We start from the raw sequence: 22109 nt of genomic DNA, 5'->3' as shown, positions 1-22109 counted from the left end.
CTGGTGGCCACTGCCGCTTACTGTCTCTTCATCTTTCAGGTTTGCGGGTTATGACGACAACTCTTACTGACTTCCATTTGGTTTCACGCTTTCAATACCAACTTTCATCGCAGCCTGACAACATTGCTTTTCGGGAATGGTCGCCGGAAAAAGAGCACTCCCTCACCTGGCGTGAAGCCGGTGAGAAGATAGACCGGCTTTCCGGCATCTTATTGCGTTTGGGCGTCGAGGTGCAGGAGAGGGTGGCGCTTTGCGGCAGTAACGCCATGGCGTGGACGCTGGCTGATTTGGCGCTGTTGCATATTCGGGCGATCACCGTTCCTCTTTACGCTACCAACACCCCGGCGCAGTCGGCTTATGTGGTTAATGATGCCGGCATTCGCATTTTGTTTGTGCTCGAGCAAAGTCAGTTCGACGCCGCGCTGGCTTTACAGGCGCTTTGCCCGCAGCTGGAACATATTCTGGTGCTGGATGAGTCAGTGAATCTGCGCGACGCGCCCATTGCTCGCCACGTTAGCTGGCTTGAAACGCCCGACCCGAGTTCGCGCACAAGCCTTGAACAGCGCCTAGAGCAGCGCAGCCTTGAAGATCTGTTTACCCTGATTTATACGTCGGGTACCACCGGCGAGCCAAAAGGGGTGATGCTCGATTACCTCAGCATCGCCACCCAGCTGCAACAGCATGACCACCGCCTCAGCCTCACTCGGGACGATATCTCGCTCTGTTTCCTGCCGCTGGCCCACGTTTTCGAACGCGCGTGGAGCTTCTTTGTGATGCACAGCGGCGCGCAGAATGTTTATCTGCGCCAGACGGATTTAGTCCGCGAGGCGCTGTCTGCTGTCAAACCTACCGTGATGTGCGCCGTTCCGCGCTTCTACGAAAAGGTTTTTAGCGCCATTAATCAGAGCGTGTCGCACTCCGGGCTGGTGAAGAAAAAGCTGTTTCACTGGGCGATGGCCCAAGGGCGAGAGAAGTTTTTGGCTGCCAGAAAGCACGAATCGCAGTCATGGTGGCAAAAAAGCCAGTTCGCGCTGGCGGACAAACTGGTGCTGAGCAAGCTACGCGGCCTGCTCGGCGGCAATGTGCGTTTCCTGCCCGCCGCCGGAGCAAGCTTAGATGACAATGTGATCCTGTTTTTCGAGTCCATTGGTCTGAAGATCAAATATGGCTACGGCCTGACCGAGACCTGCGCCACGGTCAGTTGCTGGGAGGAGAACGATTTCCAGTTTGGCTCAGTAGGCACGGCGCTGCCCAAGGTGGAAATTCGCATTGGCGAAGAGAATGAGATTCAGGTTCGCGGGCCGACTCTGCTGCGCGGCTACTTTAATAAACCGGGAGAGACGGCGGCGAGCTTTACAGCCGACGGCTGGTTTAAAACCGGCGACGCGGGGAAAATGGATGAGCAGGGCAACCTGTTTGTTACAGAACGCCTAAAAGATCTGATGAAAACCTCGGGCGGCAAATACATTGCTCCACAGCGCATTGAGGGAACTTTGGTGCAGGACCGTTATATTGAGCAGGCGGCGGTGATTGCCGATGCCAAGCATTTTGTCTCGGCGCTGATTGTTCCCGACTTCAACGCGCTGAGTGAATATGCTCAGGCGCACCACATTGATTACTTCAACCGCGAAGGGCTGCTGAAAAATGAGCAGATCCTGTCGCTCTTCACTTATCGCGTTCGACAGATCCAGCACGAGTTGGCAAGTTATGAGCAGGTGAAGAAGTTTGCGCTGCTGACCACGCCCTTCACCATGGAGGCGGGTGAGCTGACCCCTACGCTGAAAATTCGCCGCAAGATTATCGCTGAGCGCTACAAGAAAGAGATCGACACCTTCTATTGTGACTAAGCTCACACTTCTGGCCCGCAGCGCGCTTTGCTTCGGGCCACCTGTTTTTTGTTTCTGTTCAAATCGGCCGTTTTTAGGTCAATTCCCACCCAGTGGAACAAGAATATTGTCATAATTTAATGCTGTAATTTATTCCCCCTTCCTGATATTCCTGAGTAGTAACCTTCTTTGTGCAGTGTTTTGTCTCGCACTAGATGAGGCCAGCAGCGCGACACAAAATAGCGGCCTGGCCAGCGGCATTTTGCCGTTTGCTTGACCTAAATTCAGGCGCTAAGGTATTGAGTTACATTTACGTCATAAGATAAGAACAGCAGGGCTAAGCCCTCTTACCCGGACGATGGAAATGAATTCCATTTTCCTTTGAGTTGTTTATTCACCGGGCAGCTCTCTTATAAAAAGACTCTTATTAAAATAAGTCATCCTATAGAAACAAAAAGCCTGGAGGCAAAACCATGGAGATGTTGTCAGGAGCCGAGATGGTCGTCCGGTCGTTGATCGATCAGGGCGTTAAACACGTATTCGGTTATCCCGGCGGAGCGGTGTTGGATATCTATGATGCCCTGCACACGGTCGGCGGGATTGATCATGTGCTAGTCAGACACGAGCAGGGCGCTGTTCATATGGCGGATGGTTATGCACGCGCAACGGGTGACGTTGGCGTGGTGCTCGTGACCTCTGGCCCCGGCGCAACCAATGCCATTACCGGCATTGCGACTGCTTATATGGATTCCATTCCGCTGGTGGTGTTATCAGGCCAGGTTCACAGTTCGCTGATTGGCTATGACGCTTTTCAGGAATGCGACATGGTGGGGATCTCCCGCCCGATAGTGAAACATAGCTTCCTGGTGAAGCACGCAGAAGATATTCCGACGGTATTGAAGAAGGCGTTTTATCTCGCTTCTACTGGCCGTCCGGGCCCGGTAGTGGTTGATTTGCCGAAAGATGTGGTCAACCCGCAGGTGAAATTGCCGTATTCCTACCCAGAGCAAATCACCATGCGTTCTTATAACCCGACGGTGCAAGGCCACCGTGGGCAGATTAAACGCGCGCTGCAAACCCTGTTGGCGGCGAAAAAGCCGGTGCTGTATGTCGGTGGCGGCGCGATTAACTCTGCATGTAGCGCCGAGCTGTTACAGCTGGCCGAAAAGCTCAACCTACCGGTGACCAGCTCACTGATGGGCCTTGGTGCTTTCCCCGGTACTCACCGCCAAAGCGTGGGTATGTTGGGGATGCACGGCACCTACGAAGCCAATATGACTATGCACAATGCCGACCTTATCTTCGGCGTGGGCGTGCGTTTTGATGACCGCACCACCAACAATCTGGCCAAGTACTGCCCGAACGCCACCATCATGCATATCGATATCGACCCGACCTCTATCTCGAAGACGGTGAGCGCGGATATCCCTATCGTGGGTGATGCCAAGCAGACGTTGGAGCAGATGCTGGAATTGCTGGCGCAAAGCGATGAGAAACAAGAGTACGACGCGCTGCGCGACTGGTGGCAGAGCATCGAGCAGTGGCGCGCGAAAGATTGCCTCGGCTACGATAAAAACAGCGGCACGATTAAGCCTCAGGCGGTTATCGAAACTCTGCATCGTTTGACCAAGGGCGATGCCTACGTGACGTCAGACGTCGGCCAGCATCAGATGTTTGCCGCACTCTATTATCAGTTTGATAAGCCGCGCCGCTGGATTAACTCCGGTGGTCTGGGGACCATGGGCTTCGGCCTGCCTGCGGCCTTGGGCGTGAAGCTCGGCCTGCCGGAAGAAACCGTTATCTGTGTGACCGGTGACGGCAGTATCCAAATGAACATTCAGGAGCTGTCTACCGCGCTGCAATACGACCTGCCGGTCATTGTGGTTAACCTGAACAACGGTTATCTCGGCATGGTTAAACAGTGGCAGGATATGATCTATTCCGGCCGCCATTCGCAGTCGTACATGCAGTCTCTGCCTGACTTCGTCAAACTCGCCGAGGCCTATGGGCATGTGGGTATTGCGATTCGCTCTGCCGATGAGCTGGAGAGCAAATTGCAGCAGGCATTGGATCAGAAAAACCGTCTGGTATTCGTGGATATCAGCGTGGATGAAACAGAACACGTTTACCCGATGCACATCCGTGGCGGTGCGATGGACGAAATGTGGTTAAGCAAAACGGAGAGGACCTAATCATGCGCCGGATTTTATCAGTATTGCTCGAAAACGAATCAGGCGCTTTGTCACGCGTCGTCGGCCTGTTCTCCCAACGCGGCTACAACATTGAAAGTCTGACCGTAGCGCCGACTGACGATCCAACGCTGTCGCGCATGACCATCCAAACCGTGGGCGACGCCAAGGTGCTGGAGCAGATTGAAAAGCAACTACATAAGCTAGTGGACGTTCTGCGCGTCAACGAGCTGGTGCAGGGCGCGCACGTTGAGCGCGAAATCATGCTGGTTAAGTTGCAAGCCTCGGGCTACGGGCGTGAAGAGGTGAAACGTTCCACTGAGATTTTCCGTGGTCAGATTGTTGACGTCACGGCGACCCTCTATACCGTGCAATTGGCCGGAACCAGCGACAAGCTGGACGCCTTCCTGGCAACCGTGCGTGAAGTGGCGGAAATCGTTGAAGTCGCGCGTTCTGGCGTGGTTGGCGTCTCTCGCGGTGACAAAGTCATGCGTTAATCCTTGATATCATGGGGGCTGTTCTGGCCCGATGAATCATGTGCTGCTCAGAAGCCCAACTCCGGTTGGGCTTTTATTTTGTCTTTCGTCTCACGACGAAGGTACTGCCTTCTTTAATCCTTGAGGTGAAGCGATTCGGTAAAACACCTTGCTCAACAGGGTCTTCTGCGGTTAGATAAAGACAAGTTTATTTAATCATTTCGTCATTCACGTCGCTTTTCGCACGGCGGCTGAATTGCCAACGGACAGCAGTCATTGCCTCGCCAGTCGTTAAAATCGGCCATTTCAAGGCGTGCTGCACTTCACTTAATGAGTTATGTAAGGGGTTTTCTCGGTGAAACTGGATGAAATCGCGCGGTTAGCGGGCGTTTCGCGTACCACTGCCAGTTATGTTATTAACGGCAAAGCGAAACAGTATCGTGTCAGCGATAAGACAGTTGAAAAAGTCATGGCTGTCGTGAAGGAACATAACTACCACCCTAACGCCGTCGCCGCTGGGCTACGCGCGGGCCGAACCCGTTCCATTGGTTTGGTGATCCCCGATCTGGAAAATACCAGCTACACCAAAATTGCTAACTACCTCGAGCGTCAGGCGCGCCAGCGTGGCTATCAGTTGCTGATCGCCTGTTCCGAAGACCAGCCAGACAACGAAATGCGCTGCGTTGAGCATCTGTTGCAGCGTCAAGTCGATGCCATCATTATTTCCACCTCCTTGCCGCCGGAGCACCCGTTCTATCAGCGCTGGGCCAATGATGACTTCCCCATTATTGCCCTCGACCGCGCCCTCGACCCTGAACATTTCATCAGCGTGGTGGGGGCCGATCAGGAAGACGCCTTTACGCTGGCGCAGGAGCTGCGCGCGTTTCCGGCTGAATCGGTTCTCTATCTCGGCGCGCTGCCAGAGCTTTCCGTCAGCTTCCTGCGCGAGCAAGGTTTCCGTCAGGCCTGGGCCGATGATGCCCGAGAGCCGCAGTACCTCTATGCCAATGCTTACGACCGTGAATCAGCAGCGCTGGCGTTTGCCGAGTGGCTGAAAACCCATCCTATGCCGCAGGCGCTGTTCACCACCTCGTTCCAGCTGTTGCAGGGCGTAATGGATGTCACCCTGAAGCGGGAAGGGCGTTTGCCGATGGATTTAGCCATCGCCACCTTTGGTGATAATGAGCTGCTCGACTTCTTAGATTGCCCGGTACTGGCCGTGGCGCAGCGCCACCGCGACGTGGCCGAGCGTGTACTAGAGCTGGTGCTGGCCTGTCTCGATGAGCCAAAAAAACCGAAAGCCGGTTTGACTCGAATTCGCCGCAACCTGTTCCGCCGTGGGCGTTTGAGCAGAAAATAATCTTCAACGCGGGTTTAGGTTCGCTAAACCCGCGACTTACTTATCTTTGTCATTCTCCTCGCAAAAATATGTCGCAAAACTAGCCCATAACGTTTAAATGGGTATTTTGGGACATTTCCTACGCATTGAATTATTAGCAAATGTTTTGCTGCCTTTTCTGGCTGATATAAACCGCTAAATCAATTTTTAAATACGTTAATACTGGCGCTAAAAGTGCTGTAGAATTCACGCCTCAATTTTTATCGGCCGATTTTCTGTTTAATTTGTAAAGGCCGTAAAAAGGGACAAAAGCTTGCTGCATGCGGGCTGGCAACAAGAGTAATCGTGTTTTAGCAGTAATCATCTTAAAACGAATCAAGATTCTGTTTTTGATGATGGAGAGGTTAAGAACTGAGAGATCGTTAGCAGAAGAATATAAATAGTTAAATAATGTTCAATTTGATTTTTTTTTAATCATAATTATTTTCACTACGAAATTTCCTCAACTAATCATGACGTTATTTTCTATTCCGCTACTAAAAATCCTTACTCCCTTGCGATAAGGCTCCTCGACGCCCGCGAAATAATGCCAAACCGCCTCTGCTCTGGCTTGACAAGGTTTTAATACCATCCGTAAACTCTTTTATGTGGGAATTTGTGGAGGAAAGTGGTGAAAAGGGTCATAGAGGGGTAGATCGGTCATGTTTCGTGGCGCGACGATGGTTAACCTCGACAGCAAAGGGCGACTTGCCGTACCCACCCGATATCGGGATTTGCTGAGCGAAGAATCGCAAGGTCAAATGGTTTGCACCATAGACCTCCATCACCCATGCCTCCTCCTTTACACCCTGCCCGAATGGGAAGTTATCGAACAAAAATTGTCCCGTCTGTCGAGTATGAACCCCGTTGAGCGCCGTATTCAGCGCCTGCTGTTGGGCCATGCAAGTGAATGTCAGATGGATAACGCTGGGCGACTGTTGATTGCAACTACATTGCGCCAACACGCCGGGCTTGCCAAAGAAGTGATGCTGGTTGGGCAGTTCAACAAGTTTGAACTGTGGGATGAACAGACCTGGTATCAACAAGTTAAGGAAGACATTGACGCTGAACAGTCGTCTCAGGAACCACTTTCTGACCGATTACAGGACTTGTCACTATAAGCATGGTTGAAAATTTTAAGCACACATCCGTTTTGCTGGATGAGGCCGTAAACGGCCTGAACATTCGTGAAAACGGAATTTACATTGATGGAACTTTTGGCCGTGGTGGCCATTCGCGTCTGATTCTGTCCCAACTTGGGCCGGACGGGCGCCTGCTCGCTATCGATAGAGACCCTCAGGCGATTAAAGCCGCCGAATCCATTCAAGACCCGCGTTTCTCAATTATTCATGGCCCGTTTTCCGACTTAGCGACTTACGTCAAAGACCTTGGTCTTGAAGGCAAGATCGACGGCGTGCTGTTGGATTTAGGCGTTTCCTCTCCGCAGTTGGACGACGCCGAGCGCGGTTTTTCCTTCATGCGTGACGGGCCGCTGGACATGCGTATGGACCCAACGCGTGGCTATTCCGCCGCAGAATGGCTGATGAAGGCCGAAGAAGAAGACATTACCTGGGTGCTGAAAACCTTTGGTGAAGAGCGTTTTGCTAAGCGTATTGCCCGTGCCATCGTTGAGCGCAACCGCGAGCAGCCGATGACGCGCACCAAAGAGCTGGCGGATTTGATCGCTAACGCTTCGCCATTCCGCGAGAAGCACAAGCATCCGGCAACCCGTAGCTTCCAGGCAATCCGTATTTACATCAACAGTGAGTTGGAAGAGATCGAACGCGCACTCGACGGCGCGCTGGAGATCCTGGCAACCGACGGTCGTTTATCGGTGATCAGTTTCCACTCGCTGGAAGATCGCATCGTGAAACGCTTTATTCGCCAGCACAGCCGTGGTGCGCAGGTTCCAGCGGGCATCCCGATGACCGAAGCGCAAATCTCCGAGCTGGGCGGCCGTTCGTTGAAGTCCATCGGCAAGATGATGCCATCGGACGCTGAAGTGTCAGAGAACCCACGTGCCCGTAGCTCCGTGCTGCGTTTTGCCGCGAGAACGGCCTCGTGATTGGTAATGAGCGTCATGGTCTGGTTGGCGTTATTGCGGGTGACATTCTGCGCAATGGCAAGCTTCCGCTGCTTTTACTAATTGCCGTGTTGGTCAGCGCCATATTTGTGGTCACTACCTCTCACAAAACGCGCTTATTGACGGCACAGAGAGAGCAGCTGGTGTTGGAACGAGATGCGCTGGACATTGAGTGGCGCAACCTGATTTTGGAAGAAAATGCCCTCGGCGATCATAGCCGGGTGGAACGCATCGCAACGGAGAAATTGCAGATGCAGCACGTTGATCCATCACAAGAAAACATTGTGGTTCAACCTTAAAACGCTTATGGAGAAGACTCGTAAAAGATGAAAGCAGCGCGCAAAACGAAGTTAAAACGTCCTGAAGATCAAGCCAGCTTTATCAGCTGGCGTTTTGCGTTGCTGTGCGGATGTATTCTTCTGGCCTTAGTGGGCCTGATGCTGCGAGTGGCTTTCTTGCAGGTCATCAGCCCCGACAAGCTGGTTAAAGAGGGCGATCTGCGCTCTTTACGCGTGCAAACCATCGAAACTTCCCGTGGCATGATCACCGACCGCGCCGGACGCCCTCTGGCGGTCAGCGTGCCGGTCAATGCTATCTGGGCCGATCCTAAAGAGATTAACGATCACGGCGGGATCACCGTCGATACGCGCTGGAAAGCGCTGGCCGACGCCCTGAATATCCCCCTCGATCAACTCTCTACCCGAATCAACGCCAACCCTAAAGGCCGCTTTGTCTATCTGGCGCGCCAGGTGAATCCCTCGATTGGCGAGTATATCCACAAGTTAAAACTGCCCGGCATCTCGCTGCGTCAGGAATCCCGCCGCTACTATCCGGCAGGGCAGGTGACGGCTCACGTGATTGGCGTGACCAATATCGACAGTCAGGGTATTGAAGGCGTTGAGAAAAGCTTCGACCGCTGGTTAACCGGCAAGCCGGGCGAACGGACTATCCGTAAAGACCGTTTTGGCCGCGTGATTGAAGATATTTCATCCGTTGACAGTCAGGCGGCACACAACCTCGCACTGAGCATTGACGAACGTTTGCAGGCGCTGGTTTATCGCGAATTGACTAACGCCGTGGCGTTCAACAAAGCGGAATCAGGCACCGCCGTGCTGGTGGATGTGCAGACCGGCGAAGTGCTGGCGATGGCTAACAGCCCGTCTTACAACCCGAATAATCTGCCGGATACGCCAAAAGAAGCCATGCGTAACCGTGCGATCACGGACATCTTCGAGCCGGGTTCTACCGTCAAACCTATGGTGGTGATGACCGCGCTCAAAAACGGTGTGGTGAAAGAGAACAGCGTTCTTAACACCCTGCCGTACTACGTTAATGGTCACGAAATCAAAGACGTGGCCCGATACCCGGAGCTTTCAGTGACGGGTGTCTTGCAGAAGTCGAGTAACGTCGGTGTATCAAAAATGGCGTTAGCGATGCCGTCCGCAGAGCTGGTAGATACTTACTCGCGATTCGGATTGGGAAAACCGACCAATTTGGGGCTGGTTGGAGAAAGCAGTGGCTTATACCCTAAAAAACAACGGTGGTCTGACATAGAGAGGGCCACCTTCTCTTTCGGCTACGGGCTAATGGTGACTCCACTTCAATTAGCGCGTGTCTATGCAACGATTGGCAGCCTGGGCGTTTATCGCCCTTTGTCGATCACTAAGGTTGATCCTCCTGTATCGGGTGAACGCGTTTTCCCTGAACCTCTGGTGCGTAAAGTGGTTCACATGATGGAAAGCGTTGCACTGCCGGGCGGTGGTGGCGTTAAAGCTGCTATCAAGGGCTACCGTATCGCGATTAAAACCGGTACGGCGAAGAAGGTTGGCCCGGACGGTAAATACGTTAACCGCTATATCGCTTACACCGCCGGCGTTGCGCCAGCGAGTAATCCGCGTTTTGCATTGGTCGTGGTTATTAACGACCCGCAGGGCGGTAAATACTATGGCGGTGCGATTTCAGCACCGGTCTTTGGGGCGATTATGGGTGGCGTATTACGCACCATGAACATTGAGCCTGACGCGCTAACCGTCAGCGAAAATGACGACATAGTTAACAATCAAAAAGAGGCTTCAGGTGGCAGATCGTAATTTGCGCGACCTACTAGCGCCCTGGGTGAGTGATGCCCCAGACGTAGCGCTGAAAGAACTGGTTTTAGACAGCCGCGTGGCGGCTGCCGGAGACTTGTTCGTCGCGATTTCAGGCCATAGCAACGACGGGCGTCGTTTTATCCCACAGGCAATCGCGCAAGGCGTGGCTGCCGTGGTGGCCGAAGCTAAAGGTGAACAGGAGCATGGCGCGGTATCCCAGATGCATGGCGTACCGGTTATCTATCTGAATGACCTGAATTTATTGCTGTCCGAGATGGCCGGGCGTTTCTACGCCGAGCCGGGCAAATCCCTGCGATTAGTCGGCGTGACCGGCACCAACGGCAAAACCACCACTACCCAGTTACTGGCGCAGTGGGCGCAACTGCTGGGCGAAACCAGTGCCGTGATGGGCACCGTGGGCAACGGTTTATTGAATAACGTGGTTCCGGCGGAAAATACCACCGGTTCCGCGGTACAGGTTCAGCATGTTCTGGCTGACTTAGTGAAGCAAGGCGCGAGCTTCGCCGCGATGGAAGTCTCTTCCCACGGTCTGGTTCAGCATCGCGTTGCCGCGCTGCCTTTCGCCGCCGCCGCCTTTACTAACCTGAGCCGTGACCATCTGGATTACCACGGCGATATGCAAACTTATGAAGAAGCCAAATGGCTGCTGTTTGCGTCGCATCAGGTGGGGCAGAAAATCATTAATGCTGACGACGAAGTGGGTCTGCGCTGGCTGCAAAAGTCACCGGACGCCATCGCCGTCACGATGGAAGATAAGATCCCGGCTGATTGGAAAGGGCGCTGGTTGGCAGCTCGCAGCGTGAATTACCACGACGGCGGCGCCAGCGTGAACATTGATTCCAGCTGGGGTGAAGGCCTGATTGAAAGCCGCCTGATGGGCGCGTTCAACGTCAGCAACCTGCTGGTGGCCTTGGCGACTCTGCTCTCCCTCGATTATCCGCTGAAAGACCTGCTGGCAACCTCCGCTCAGTTGCAGCCGGTTTGCGGCCGTATGGAAGTGTTTAATGCGCCGGGCAAGCCGACGGTGGTGGTGGATTATGCCCACACGCCGGATGCTCTGGAGAAAGCGTTAGCCGCCGCGCGTCTGCACTGTAAAGGCCAGCTGTGGTGCGTCTTCGGCTGTGGCGGCGACCGCGACAAAGGTAAGCGCCCACTTATGGGCGGCATTGCCGAGCAGTACGCCGACCGCGTGATTGTGACTGACGATAATCCGCGTAGCGAAGAGCCTCGCGCCATCGTGGCCGATATCCTTGCCGGGCTGCTCGACGCGGGCCGTGCCTTAGAGATTCATGGCCGCGCCGAAGCTGTCACTAGCGCCATCATGCAAGCCGCAGAAGATGACGTGGTGTTGATTGCCGGTAAAGGCCACGAGGATTACCAGTTGGTGGGGAATCAGCGTCTGGACTACTCGGACCGCACCACCGCAGCCCGCTTACTGGGGGTAGTCGCATGATCCGCGTTTCCCTTCAGGCTCTGGCTAACGAACTCAATGCTGAGTTGATCGGCGCGGACGCGCAGATTGACGCCGTGGTGACCGACACCCGCAAAATTGAATCTGGCTGCCTGTTCGTCGCCCTCAAGGGCGAAAAATTTGATGCTCACGACTTCGCTGCTGATGCCATTGCAGCCGGAGCGGGGGCATTGCTGGTAAGTAAGCGCTTACCGGTGGAGGTTCCGCAACTGGTGGTTGCCGACACTCGCATCGCGCTCGGCCGTCTCGGCGCGTGGGTTCGCCAGCAGGTTCCAGCCCGCGTGGTTGGCCTGACCGGCTCCTCTGGCAAGACCTCGGTTAAAGAGATGACCGCGGCGATTTTGCGCCAGTGCGGCAACGTCCTTTATACCGCAGGCAACTTCAACAACGACATCGGCGTGCCATTAACCCTGTTGCGCCTGACTGCGGAACACGATTTCGCCGTGATCGAGATGGGCGCTAACCACGGCGGCGAAATTGCTTACACCACCGATTTAGTGCGTCCTGAGACTGCACTGGTCAATAACCTCGCCGCTGCCCACCTCGAAGGTTTTGGTTCACTGGCGGGCGTTGCTCAGGCCAAGGGTGAAATCTTTGAAGGTTTACCGGCCAATGGCGTCGCCATTCTCAATGCTGACAGCAGCGACTGGCCGCACTGGCAGCGCCATCTGCATAACAAAACCGTCTGGCGCTTCTCGCCGGAAGCTGGCGAAGACATTGATTTTTATGCCTCAGACGTAGAGATAAGCCCGCTGAAAACGGCGTTTACTCTGCATGCACCGCAAGGCGTGGTGGACGTTTCTCTGCCGCTGCCGGGGCGTCATAACATTGCAAATGCGCTGGCCGCTGCGGCCTTGGCGCTCTCCGTTGGCGCGACGTTAGACAATGTTCGCCAAGGCTTATCCACTTTACAAGCCGTGCCGGGGCGTCTGTTCCCCATCGCTCTGAGTGAAGGCAAAACGCTGCTTGATGACAGCTACAACGCCAATGTGGGTTCCATGACGGCTGCCGCGCAGACGCTGGCTGAAATGCCGGGTTATCGCGTGATGGCGGTGGGCGACATGGGCGAGCTAGGCGCAGAAAGCGAGAATTGTCACCGCGAAGTGGGCGAGGCTATTCGCGAAGCGGGCATCGATAAAGTTTTCAGCGTGGGTAACGCCAGTAAAACCATCAGTGACGCCAGTGGCTGTGGCGAACATCTGCAAGATAAGTCAGCCCTGACGGCCCGTTTAACAAGCTTGCTGTCAGAACATGCGGTCATCACCGTTTTAATTAAGGGTTCACGTAGTGCCGCCATGGAGCAGGTAGTACGGGCGTTACAGGAGAATGCAACATGCTAGTTTGGCTGGCCGAACATTTGGTCAAATATTATTCCGGCTTCAACGTCTTTTCATACCTGACGTTTCGCGCCATCGTCAGCCTGCTGACCGCATTATTCCTCTCTTTGTGGATGGGGCCTCGCGTGATTGCCCGTCTGCAAAAAATGTCTTTCGGCCAGGTCGTGCGTAACGACGGCCCTGAGTCGCACTTCAGTAAGCGCGGCACGCCAACCATGGGCGGATTGATGATCCTGACCTCCATCACCATTTCGGTGCTGATGTGGGCCTATCCGTCTAACCCTTACGTCTGGTGCGTGCTGTTCGTGCTGGTCGGCTACGGCATCGTCGGCTTTGTAGATGACTATCGCAAAGTGGTGCGCAAAGACACCAAGGGCTTGATTGCTCGCTGGAAATACTTCTGGCAGTCAGTGATCGCACTGGCCGTGGCTTTCACCATGTACGCGATTGGCAAAGACACACCGGCCACCGAGCTGGTTGTGCCGTTCTTTAAAGACATCATGCCGCAGCTCGGCCTGCTGTACATCTTGCTGAGCTACTTCGTGATTGTCGGCACCAGTAACGCCGTCAACCTGACCGACGGCCTTGATGGTTTAGCCATCATGCCAACCGTGTTTGTTGCCGCAGGCTTTGCGCTGGTGGCATGGGCGACGGGCAACATGAACTTCGCAAACTATCTGCACATTCCTTATCTGCGTCATGCGGGTGAGCTGGTGATCGTCTGTACCGCCATTGTCGGCGCGGGCTTGGGCTTCTTGTGGTTCAACACCTATCCGGCGCAGGTCTTCATGGGCGACGTGGGTTCACTGGCACTGGGTGGCGCGCTCGGCACCATCGCTGTGCTGCTGCGCCAAGAGTTCTTACTGGTGATCATGGGCGGGGTGTTTGTGGTTGAAACTCTGTCGGTCATCTTGCAGGTAGGTTCCTTTAAGTTACGTGGGCAGCGCATCTTCCGCATGGCGCCAATTCACCACCATTACGAACTTAAAGGCTGGCCAGAACCACGCGTCATCGTGCGCTTCTGGATTATTTCGCTGATGCTGGTGCTGATTGGCCTGGCGACGCTGAAGGTACGGTAATTATGGCTGACTATCAGGGTAAAAAAGTCGTCATTATCGGGCTGGGCCTTACCGGGCTCTCCTGTGTTGATTTCTTTATGGCGCGCGGCGTAACGCCTCGCGTTATTGATACCCGCGTCAGCCCGCCGGGCTTGGATAAGCTGGCGGACAGCGTAGAGCGTCACCTTGGTTCACTCAATGAAGATTGGCTGTTGGATGCCGATTTGATCGTGGCAAGCCCGGGCATGGCATTGGCAACCCCGGCGCTTAGCGCGGCGATTGACGCCGGTGTCGAAGTCGTTGGCGATATCGAGCTGTTCTGCCGCGAAGTGCAGGCGCCGATTGTGGCTATCACGGGTTCCAACGGTAAAAGCACGGTGACCACGCTGGTCGGCGAAATGGCCAAGGCGGCGGGCTGGAAAGTCGGCGTCGGCGGCAATATCGGTTTACCGGCGCTGAGCATGCTGGGGCAGGACTACCAGCTGTTCGTGCTGGAACTTTCCAGCTTCCAGCTTGAAACCACCCATAGCTTGCAGGCGGCGGCTGCCACCATCCTCAACGTGACGGAAGATCATATGGATCGCTATCCGTTTGGTTTGCAGCAGTATCGCGGCGCGAAGCTAAAAGTCTATGAGAACGCCAAGCTGTGCGTGGTGAATGCCGATGACGCGCTGACCATGCCTATTCGCGGCGCAGACAGCCGCTGTGTGAGCTTCGGCGTTGATGTCGGTGATTACCACCTCACGCGCCAGCAGAATGACATCTGGCTGCGCGTGCGCGGGGAGCGGGTGTTGAACACTAAAGAGATGCCGCTGACTGGGCGTCATAACTATACCAATGCGCTGGCCGCGCTGGCTTTGGCGGATGCCGTCGGCGTGCCGCAATCCTCAAGTTTGCAAGCACTAACCCACTTCACCGGCCTTGCCCATCGCTTCCAGGTGGCATGGCAGCATAACGGCGTGCGCTGGATTAACGATTCCAAAGCGACCAACGTTGGCAGCACTGAAGCGGCCTTAAATGGCCTTGAAGTAGAAGGCACTTTGCACCTGCTGTTGGGCGGTGACGGCAAGTCAGCCGACTTCTCGCCGCTGGCCCGCTATCTGCAAGGCGACAACATCCGCGTCTACTGCTTTGGCCGTGACGGCGCAGAGCTGGCTGAACTGCGCCCCGAAGTGTCCAGCACCTTCGACACTATGGAGCAGGCGATGCGTCATATTAGCGGACAGCTTTCTGCTGGCGATATGGTATTGCTGTCGCCAGCTTGCGCCAGCCTCGACCAGTTCCGCAACTTTGAACAGCGCGGCGACCTGTTTGCTGCTCTCGCGAAGGAGCTTGGCTAATGCGTATTCCAGGGTTGAGCCTCGCGGGCAAATTTAATGACTGGGTGATGGGGTCGAAAGAGAACGAGTCCACCACGCTGGTGCTGTATGACCGAACGCTGCTGTGGCTGACCTTTGGTCTGGCGATTATCGGCTTTGTAATGGTGACTTCGGCCTCCATGCCGATTGGCCAGCGTCTGGCCGATGACCCTTTCCTGTTTGCCAAGCGTGATGCGATTTACCTCGGCCTGGCCTTCGGCCTGTCTTTGGTGACGCTGCGCGTGCCGATGATTGTCTGGCAGAAGTACAGCAACGTTTTACTGCTGATCTCCATCGTCATGCTGCTGGTGGTGCTGGTGGTAGGTAGCTCGGTCAACGGGGCATCGCGCTGGATCTCATTCGGTCCGCTGCGTATCCAGCCTGCGGAGTTCTCCAAGCTGTCGCTGTTCTGCTATCTCGCCAGCTATCTGGTGCGCAAGGTTGATGAGGTGCGAAGCAACTTCTGGGGCTTCTGTAAGCCAATGGGCGTGATGGTGATTCTTGCCGTCCTGCTGCTGGCCCAGCCCGACTTGGGTACCGTGGTGGTACTGTTCATTACCACCCTTGCCATGCTGTTTCTGGCCGGGGCGAAGATGTGGCAGTTTCTGGCGATTATCGGCTCCGGCGCCTTCGCGGTGGTGCTGCTTATCGTGGCAGAACCTTACCGTATGCGACGCGTGACTTCCTTCTGGAATCCATGGGCCGATCCGTTCGGCAGTGGCTACCAATTAACCCAGTCACTGATGGCGTTTGGTCGCGGTGAATTCTGGGGGCAGGGTTTAGGTAACTCCGTACAAAAGCTAGAGTATTTGCCGGAAGCACATACCGACTTCATCTTCTCCATTTTAGGGGAAGAGTTAGGGTATTTCGGTGTGGTTTTAGCGTTGTTAATGGTATTCTTCGTCGCTTTTCGTGCGATGTCGATTGGCCGTCGCGCTTTAGAGATCGATCAGCGTTTTTCAGGCTTTTTATCTTGCTCCATCGGCGTGTGGTTTAGCTTCCAGGCGCTGGTAAACGTCGGGGCCGCGGCGGGTATGCTGCCGACCAAAGGCTTGACCCTGCCATTGATCAGTTATGGTGGTTCGAGCTTGCTGATTATGTCCACGGCAATCGTATTGTTGCTGCGTGTAGATTTTGAAACGCGTCTGGCTAAAGCCCAGGCGTTTGTAAGGAGTGCCCGATGAGTGGCAAGACCAAGCGTTTAATGGTGATGGCAGGCGGTACCGGCGGACACGTTTTCCCGGGACTGGCGGTTGCACATCATTTGATGGCGCAGGGCTGGGAAGTGCGCTGGTTAGGCACTGCCGACCGCATGGAAGCCGATTTAGTGCCTAAAAACGGCATCAAGATTGATTTCATTCAGATCTCCGGATTACGTGGGAAAGGTCTGAAAGCGCAACTCACCGCGCCACTTCGCATATATCATGCGTGGCGTCAGGCGAAAGTCATCATGCGTCGTTTTCAGCCAGACGTGGTTCTGGGCATGGGCGGATACGTCTCTGGCCCCGGCGGTTTGGCGGCGTGGTCTTGCGGCATCCCCGTAGTGCTGCACGAGCAAAATGGTATCGCCGGGCTGACGAATCGCTGGTTGTCGCGCATTGCGAAGAAAGTATTACAGGCATTCCCGGGTGCATTCCCGAATGCCGACGTGGTGGGTAACCCGGTGCGCACTGACGTGCTGGCGCTGCCACTGCCGGATGTGCGTCTGGCGGATCGTCAAGGCCCGATTCGCGTGTTGGTGGTGGGTGGCAGTCAGGGCGCGCGCGTGCTGAACCAAACCATGCCGGAACTGGCCGCGCTGCTGGGGGATAAAATCACCCTGTGGCATCAGGTGGGCAAAGGCGCGCTGGGGACTGTCGAGCAGGCGTATGAAAAAGTCGGCCAGACCCAGCATAAAATCACCGAGTTTATCGATGATATGGCCGAGGCCTACGCGTGGGCGGACGTGGTGGTGTGTCGCTCCGGCGCATTGACCGTCAGCGAAATCGCTGCGGCAGGCTTGCCCGCGATTTTCGTGCCGTTCCAGCACAAAGACCGTCAGCAATATTGGAACGCGCTGCCCCTGGAGAAAGCCGGTGCAGCCAAAATTATCGAACAGGCGAATTTCAGCGCCGCTGCGGTGGCTGATGCGATGTCTGGCTGGGACAGAACCCACTTGCTGGAAATGGCGCGGGCCGCGCGTGCGGTAGCCATTCCTGACGCCACCGAGCGCGTTGCCGCAGAAGTGGTTGCCGCCAGCGAAAAATGAATATGAACGGGCCGCTTTTTATGCGGTCCGAGCCGTAAGTAACGGATTAATCAGTAACCGGAAATAGTGAAGAAAAACGTGAATACACAACAATTGGCGAAACTACGTACCTTCGTGCCCGAGATGCATCGCGTTCGGCACATTCACTTTGTTGGCATCGGTGGTGCTGGCATGGGTGGTATCGCCGAAGTGTTGGCAAATGAAGGCTATCAGATTAGCGGTTCCGACTTGGCACCCAATGCCGTGACTCAACAGCTGACCGAGCTGGGCGCGCAGATTTACTTTAATCACCGTCCAGAAAACGTGTTGGACGCCAGCGTCGTCGTGGTATCGACGGCTATTTCCGCCGACAACCCGGAGATTGTTGCCGCGCGCGAAGCCCGTATTCCGGTGATTCGCCGCGCTGAAATGCTGGCCGAATTGATGCGTTTCCGCCACGGCATCGCCGTCGCCGGAACCCATGGTAAAACCACGACCACCGCGATGGTCACCAGTATTTATGCCGAAGCCGGGCTGGACCCGACTTTCGTAAACGGCGGTTTGGTGAAAGCCGCAGGGACTCACGCAAGACTGGGTTCCAGCCGTTTTCTGATTGCAGAAGCCGATGAAAGCGACGCGTCTTTCCTGCATTTGCAGCCGATGGTGGCGATTGTGACCAACATCGAAGCAGACCACATGGACACCTATCAGGGTGATTTTGAGAACCTGAAACAGACGTTCATCAACTTCCTGCACAACCTGCCGTTCTACGGGCGCGCGGTAATGTGCATTGATGACCCGGTGATCCGCGAGCTGCTGCCACGCGTTGGCCGCCATATTACGACTTACGGTTTTAGCGAAGACGCCGACGTCTTTATCGAAAGCTATCACCAGGAAGGCGCCCAAGGGCACTTCACCATTCGTCGCCAGGATAAGCCATTGATTAGCGTCACGCTCAATGCGCCGGGCCGCCACAATGCGCTGAACGCCGCAGCGGCCGTTGCCGTGGCGACAGAAGAGGGTATTGAAGACGAAGCCATTCTGCGCGCGTTAGCCGGTTTCCAAGGCACGGGTCGCCGCTTCGACTTCCTCGGCGAATATTCGCTGGAGAACGTGAATGCGAAAAGCGGCAGCGCGATGCTGGTGGACGACTACGGTCACCACCCAACGGAAGTGGATGCCACCATTAAAGCAGCGCGTGCGGGTTGGCCAAACAAGCGTCTGGTGATGATTTTCCAGCCGCACCGTTATACCCGTACTCGCGACCTGTATGACGATTTCGCTAACGTGCTGTCGCAGGTCGACGTGCTGATCATGCTCGACGTTTACCCGGCTGGCGAAGCGCCAATTCCGGGAGCAGACAGCCGCTCGCTGTGTCGCACCATCCGCGCTCGCGGCAAGCTGGACCCGATTTTGGTGTCTGATATTGATGCCGTACCAGAAAATCTGTCGCAAATCCTTGAAGGCGGCGATCTGGTTATGGTGCAGGGCGCCGGTAACATCGGCAAAGTGGCCCGCAAATTGGCTGATCAAAAATTACAGCCGGTGAAAAAAGGGGATGAACATCATGGCTAATAAAGTTGCGGTTTTATTTGGTGGTACTTCCGCAGAGCGCGATGTGTCCCTTAACTCTGGCGCAGCCGTACTGGCTGGGCTGAAAGAAGCCGGCATTGATGCCCACGGCGTCGATACCAAAACGTTTTCTGTTACTCGCCTGAAAGACGAAGGTTTTGACCGCGTCTTTATCGCGCTGCACGGCCGTGGCGGTGAAGATGGCACGCTGCAAGGCCTGTTGGAGCAAGTTGGCCTGCCTTATACGGGCAGCGGCGTGATGGCTTCGGCCTTAACCATGGACAAGTTCCGCACCAAGCTGGTGTGGCAAGCCTTGGGCTTACCGGTGGCTCCTTTCGTCGCGCTGAATAAAAAACAGCTGGGCGAAGTAGGGCAGGGCGCTTTGGCCGACAAAATCGCGAGTTTAGGTCTGCCGCTGATTGTTAAGCCAAGCCGCGAAGGTTCAAGCGTTGGCATGAGCAAAGTCACTTCCGCCGAGCAGTTACTGCCTGCGTTAGAAGAGGGCTTCCGCCATGACGACGACGTGCTGGTGGAGAAGTGGCTGAGTGGCCCTGAGTACACCGTGGCGATTCTGGGTGACCAAGTAATGCCTTCGATTCGCATCCAGCCAGCCGGCGTCTTTTATGACTATCAGGCCAAGTATCTGTCTAACGAAACACAATATTTTTGCCCGAGTGGCCTGAGCCGCGAGCAAGAAGAGCAGCTTTCAGAACTGGCGTTACAGGCTTACCGCGCGCTCGATTGCAGCGGCTGGGGCCGGGTTGACGTGATGCAAGACGCCGATGGCAGCTTCAACCTGTTGGAAGTGAACACTTCTCCGGGCATGACCAGCCATAGTCTGGTGCCGATGGCGGCGAAACAGTTCGGCTTGAGCTTCTCGCAGCTGGTGGTCCGTATTCTGGAGCTGGCCGACTGATATGTCTCAAGCGGCCCTGAATGCACGAGAGCGCGCGACAGCTGAAAACAAAGGCGGTCGTCGCAGTAATGGCGGGCAATTAGCAGGAATCATCTTCCTGCTGATGGTGCTAGGTACAGTTTTATGGAGCGCATGGGCAGTTATTGGCTGGATGCAGGACGCAAATCGTTTGCCTCTGTCCCAGTTAGTGGTCACTGGCGAACGCCACTACACCACTAACGATGATATTCGTCAGGCAATTCTGGCCTTAGGTGCGCCAGGAACGTTCATGACGCAGGATGTGAACGTCATTCAGCAGCAGATAGAGCGTTTACCCTGGATAAAACAGGTCAGCGTACGCAAGCAATGGCCGAATGAGTTGAAGATTCATCTGGTGGAGTATGTGCCGGTCGCACATTGGAATGATTTGCATATGGTCGATGCCGACGGCAAACCATTCAGCATACCCGCCGAGCGAGTAGTCAAACAGAAGATGCCGTTGCTTTATGGTCCGGAAGGCAGCGAACAGGATGTTTTGCAAGGTTATCAATCGATGAGCCAGACGCTTTCAGCGGCCAAGTTCACCGTGAAATCAGTGGCAATGAGTGCTCGTCACTCGTGGCAAGTGACTCTGGATAGCGACATCCGGCTTGAGCTGGGAAGAGATGATCGCATGGGGCGCCTACAGCGTTTCATCGACCTTTATCCAAAGCTTCAGCAACAGGCCGAAACCGATAAGAAACGCATCAGTTATGTCGATTTACGTTACGACACCGGTGCATCGGTCGGCTGGGCTCCAGAGTTTATCGATCAGCAAAACAGTAATCAGCAACAGAATCAGGCACAGGCTAAACAACAATGATCAAGTCGACGGACAGAAAACTGGTAGTTGGGCTGGAGATCGGTACGGCGAAAGTCGCCGCATTGGTAGGGGAAGTTCTGCCCGATGGCATGGTCAATATTATCGGTGTGGGAAGCTGCCCGTCACGCGGCATGGATAAGGGCGGCGTGAACGACCTCGAATCAGTGGTGAAATGCGTACAGCGCGCCATTGATCAGGCCGAATTAATGGCGGATTGCCAAATTTCTTCGGTTTACCTTGCTTTGTCTGGTAAACATATCAGTTGTCAGAATGAAATAGGGATGGTTCCTATTTCAGAAGAAGAAGTAACGCAGGAAGATGTAGAGAACGTGGTACATACCGCTAAGTCGGTCCGCGTTCGCGATGAGCATCGCGTGTTGCACGTGATCCCGCAAGAATATGCCATCGACTATCAGGAAGGGATTAAGAATCCGGTGGGGCTTTCAGGTGTGAGAATGCAAGCAAAAGTGCATTTAATAACCTGTCACAATGATATGGCTAAGAATATTGTTAAAGCCGTCGAACGTTGTGGCCTGAAAGTTGACCAACTGATCTTCGCCGGTCTGGCGGCAAGCTATGCCGTGCTGACCGAAGATGAGCGTGAATTGGGTGTTTGCGTCGTGGATATCGGCGGTGGCACCATGGATATCGCGGTTTATACCGGCGGCGCGCTGCGTCATACTAAGGTTATTCCTTATGCGGGTAACGTGGTCACCAGCGATATCGCCTACGCCTTCGGTACACCACCGACTGACGCAGAAGCTATTAAAGTACGCCACGGATGCGCGTTAGGTTCGATTGTTGGCAAAGACGAGAATGTCGAAGTGCCAAGCGTAGGCGGACGCCCGCCACGCAGCCTGCAGCGTCAGACGCTGGCAGAAGTGATTGAACCGCGTTACACGGAATTGCTGAATTTAGTAAATGATGAAATTTTACAATTGCAGGAGCAATTACGTCAGCAAGGCGTAAAACATCATCTGGCCGCTGGCATAGTTCTTACAGGCGGCGCAGCACAAATTGATGGTCTGGCAGCCTGTGCGCAGCGGGTATTCCATACCCAGGTGCGTATTGGACAACCGCTGAACATCACCGGGCTGACAGATTATGCGCAGGAACCTTACTACTCAACGGCTGTAGGGCTACTGCACTACGGGAAAGAGTCTCACCTAAGTGGTGAGGCTGAAGTGGAAAAACGCGCCTCAGTGGGCAGCTGGTTCAAGAGAATCAGTAGCTGGTTGAGAAAAGAGTTTTAATGTTTTAAAAACG

18 protein-coding genes are annotated in these 22109 nt (G+C 54.8%); all 18 read left to right on the top strand.

The features are described 5' to 3' along the window. Positions 1-50 precede the first annotated feature (50 nt). Entirely contained in the window at positions 51-1847 is a 1797-nt protein-coding gene (locus tag ACT3RT_RS10575; protein ID WP_496202951.1) for an AMP-dependent synthetase/ligase, read from the top strand. A 452-nt stretch (positions 1848-2299) separates the two neighbouring features. Beyond that, positions 2300-4018 (top strand): acetolactate synthase 3 large subunit, encoded by a 1719-nt coding sequence (gene ilvI / locus ACT3RT_RS10570; RefSeq protein ID WP_353500989.1) that lies wholly within the window; start codon positions 2300-2302, stop codon positions 4016-4018. Between the two features lie 2 nt (positions 4019-4020). After that, on the top strand, positions 4021-4512 hold the full coding sequence (gene ilvN / locus ACT3RT_RS10565; protein ID WP_034787147.1) for an acetolactate synthase small subunit: 492 nt from the start codon (positions 4021-4023) through the stop codon (positions 4510-4512). 334 nt (positions 4513-4846) lie between these two features. Beyond that, positions 4847-5851, top strand: coding sequence for a catabolite repressor/activator (cra, locus tag ACT3RT_RS10560; protein WP_034787149.1), 1005 nt, complete (start codon positions 4847-4849; stop codon positions 5849-5851). A gap of 680 nt (positions 5852-6531) precedes the next feature. Continuing rightward, positions 6532-6990 carry a division/cell wall cluster transcriptional repressor MraZ gene (gene mraZ, locus ACT3RT_RS10555; protein ID WP_034787151.1) on the top strand — a complete coding sequence of 153 codons (459 nt, stop codon included), beginning with the start codon at positions 6532-6534 and terminating at the stop codon, positions 6988-6990. A 2-nt stretch (positions 6991-6992) separates the two neighbouring features. After that, positions 6993-7934, top strand: a complete 942-nt coding sequence (gene rsmH / locus ACT3RT_RS10550; RefSeq protein WP_353500990.1) for a 16S rRNA (cytosine(1402)-N(4))-methyltransferase RsmH — start codon at positions 6993-6995, stop codon at positions 7932-7934. Then, positions 7931-8251 carry a cell division protein FtsL gene (ftsL, locus tag ACT3RT_RS10545; protein ID WP_353500991.1) on the top strand — a complete coding sequence of 107 codons (321 nt, stop codon included), beginning with the start codon at positions 7931-7933 and terminating at the stop codon, positions 8249-8251. The genes rsmH and ftsL overlap by 4 nt, the downstream gene beginning before the upstream one ends. A gap of 27 nt (positions 8252-8278) precedes the next feature. After that, positions 8279-10042 (top strand): peptidoglycan glycosyltransferase FtsI, encoded by a 1764-nt coding sequence (locus tag ACT3RT_RS10540; protein ID WP_100938078.1) that lies wholly within the window; start codon positions 8279-8281, stop codon positions 10040-10042. Further along, positions 10029-11516 carry a UDP-N-acetylmuramoyl-L-alanyl-D-glutamate--2,6-diaminopimelate ligase gene (murE, locus tag ACT3RT_RS10535; protein WP_185688576.1) on the top strand — a complete coding sequence of 496 codons (1488 nt, stop codon included), beginning with the start codon at positions 10029-10031 and terminating at the stop codon, positions 11514-11516. Before ACT3RT_RS10540 ends, murE begins: the two co-directional genes overlap by 14 nt. Further along, on the top strand, positions 11513-12874 hold the full coding sequence (gene murF, locus ACT3RT_RS10530) for a UDP-N-acetylmuramoyl-tripeptide--D-alanyl-D-alanine ligase (RefSeq protein ID WP_485903091.1): 1362 nt from the start codon (positions 11513-11515) through the stop codon (positions 12872-12874). The genes murE and murF overlap by 4 nt, the downstream gene beginning before the upstream one ends. Further along, the gene (gene mraY, locus ACT3RT_RS10525) at positions 12868-13950 is read left to right on the top strand and encodes a phospho-N-acetylmuramoyl-pentapeptide-transferase (RefSeq protein WP_034787164.1); all 1083 of its coding nucleotides are present in this window, start codon (positions 12868-12870) and stop codon (positions 13948-13950) included. The genes murF and mraY overlap by 7 nt, the downstream gene beginning before the upstream one ends. Before the next feature lie 2 nt (positions 13951-13952). Then, positions 13953-15269, top strand: a complete 1317-nt coding sequence (gene murD / locus ACT3RT_RS10520) for a UDP-N-acetylmuramoyl-L-alanine--D-glutamate ligase (RefSeq protein ID WP_496200522.1) — start codon at positions 13953-13955, stop codon at positions 15267-15269. Further along, a complete protein-coding gene (gene ftsW, locus ACT3RT_RS10515; protein ID WP_185688573.1) occupies positions 15269-16471 on the top strand; it encodes a cell division protein FtsW in 1203 nt (400 codons plus the stop codon). The genes murD and ftsW overlap by 1 nt, the downstream gene beginning before the upstream one ends. Beyond that, the gene (gene murG / locus ACT3RT_RS10510; RefSeq protein WP_496202950.1) at positions 16468-17535 is read left to right on the top strand and encodes an undecaprenyldiphospho-muramoylpentapeptide beta-N-acetylglucosaminyltransferase; all 1068 of its coding nucleotides are present in this window, start codon (positions 16468-16470) and stop codon (positions 17533-17535) included. Before ftsW ends, murG begins: the two co-directional genes overlap by 4 nt. Positions 17536-17613: 78 nt before the next feature. Beyond that, complete coding sequence (gene murC, locus ACT3RT_RS10505) at positions 17614-19089, top strand: UDP-N-acetylmuramate--L-alanine ligase (RefSeq protein ID WP_353500995.1); 1476 nt, start codon at positions 17614-17616, stop codon at positions 19087-19089. Continuing rightward, on the top strand, positions 19082-20002 hold the full coding sequence (locus ACT3RT_RS10500) for a D-alanine--D-alanine ligase (RefSeq protein ID WP_485903093.1): 921 nt from the start codon (positions 19082-19084) through the stop codon (positions 20000-20002). The genes murC and ACT3RT_RS10500 overlap by 8 nt, the downstream gene beginning before the upstream one ends. Position 20003: 1 nt before the next feature. Next, a complete protein-coding gene (gene ftsQ / locus ACT3RT_RS10495; protein WP_034787176.1) occupies positions 20004-20843 on the top strand; it encodes a cell division protein FtsQ in 840 nt (279 codons plus the stop codon). Then, complete coding sequence (gene ftsA / locus ACT3RT_RS10490) at positions 20840-22096, top strand: cell division protein FtsA (protein ID WP_034787178.1); 1257 nt, start codon at positions 20840-20842, stop codon at positions 22094-22096. The genes ftsQ and ftsA overlap by 4 nt, the downstream gene beginning before the upstream one ends. The last annotated feature ends 13 nt before the right edge of the window (positions 22097-22109 follow it).

The organism is Ewingella sp. AOP9-I1-14, assembly GCF_052375995.1.
Lineage (GTDB): Bacteria > Pseudomonadota > Gammaproteobacteria > Enterobacterales > Enterobacteriaceae > Ewingella > Ewingella allii.
Note: the sequence above shows the minus strand (reverse complement) of the source record. Positions and strands in the feature narration are given on the sequence as shown.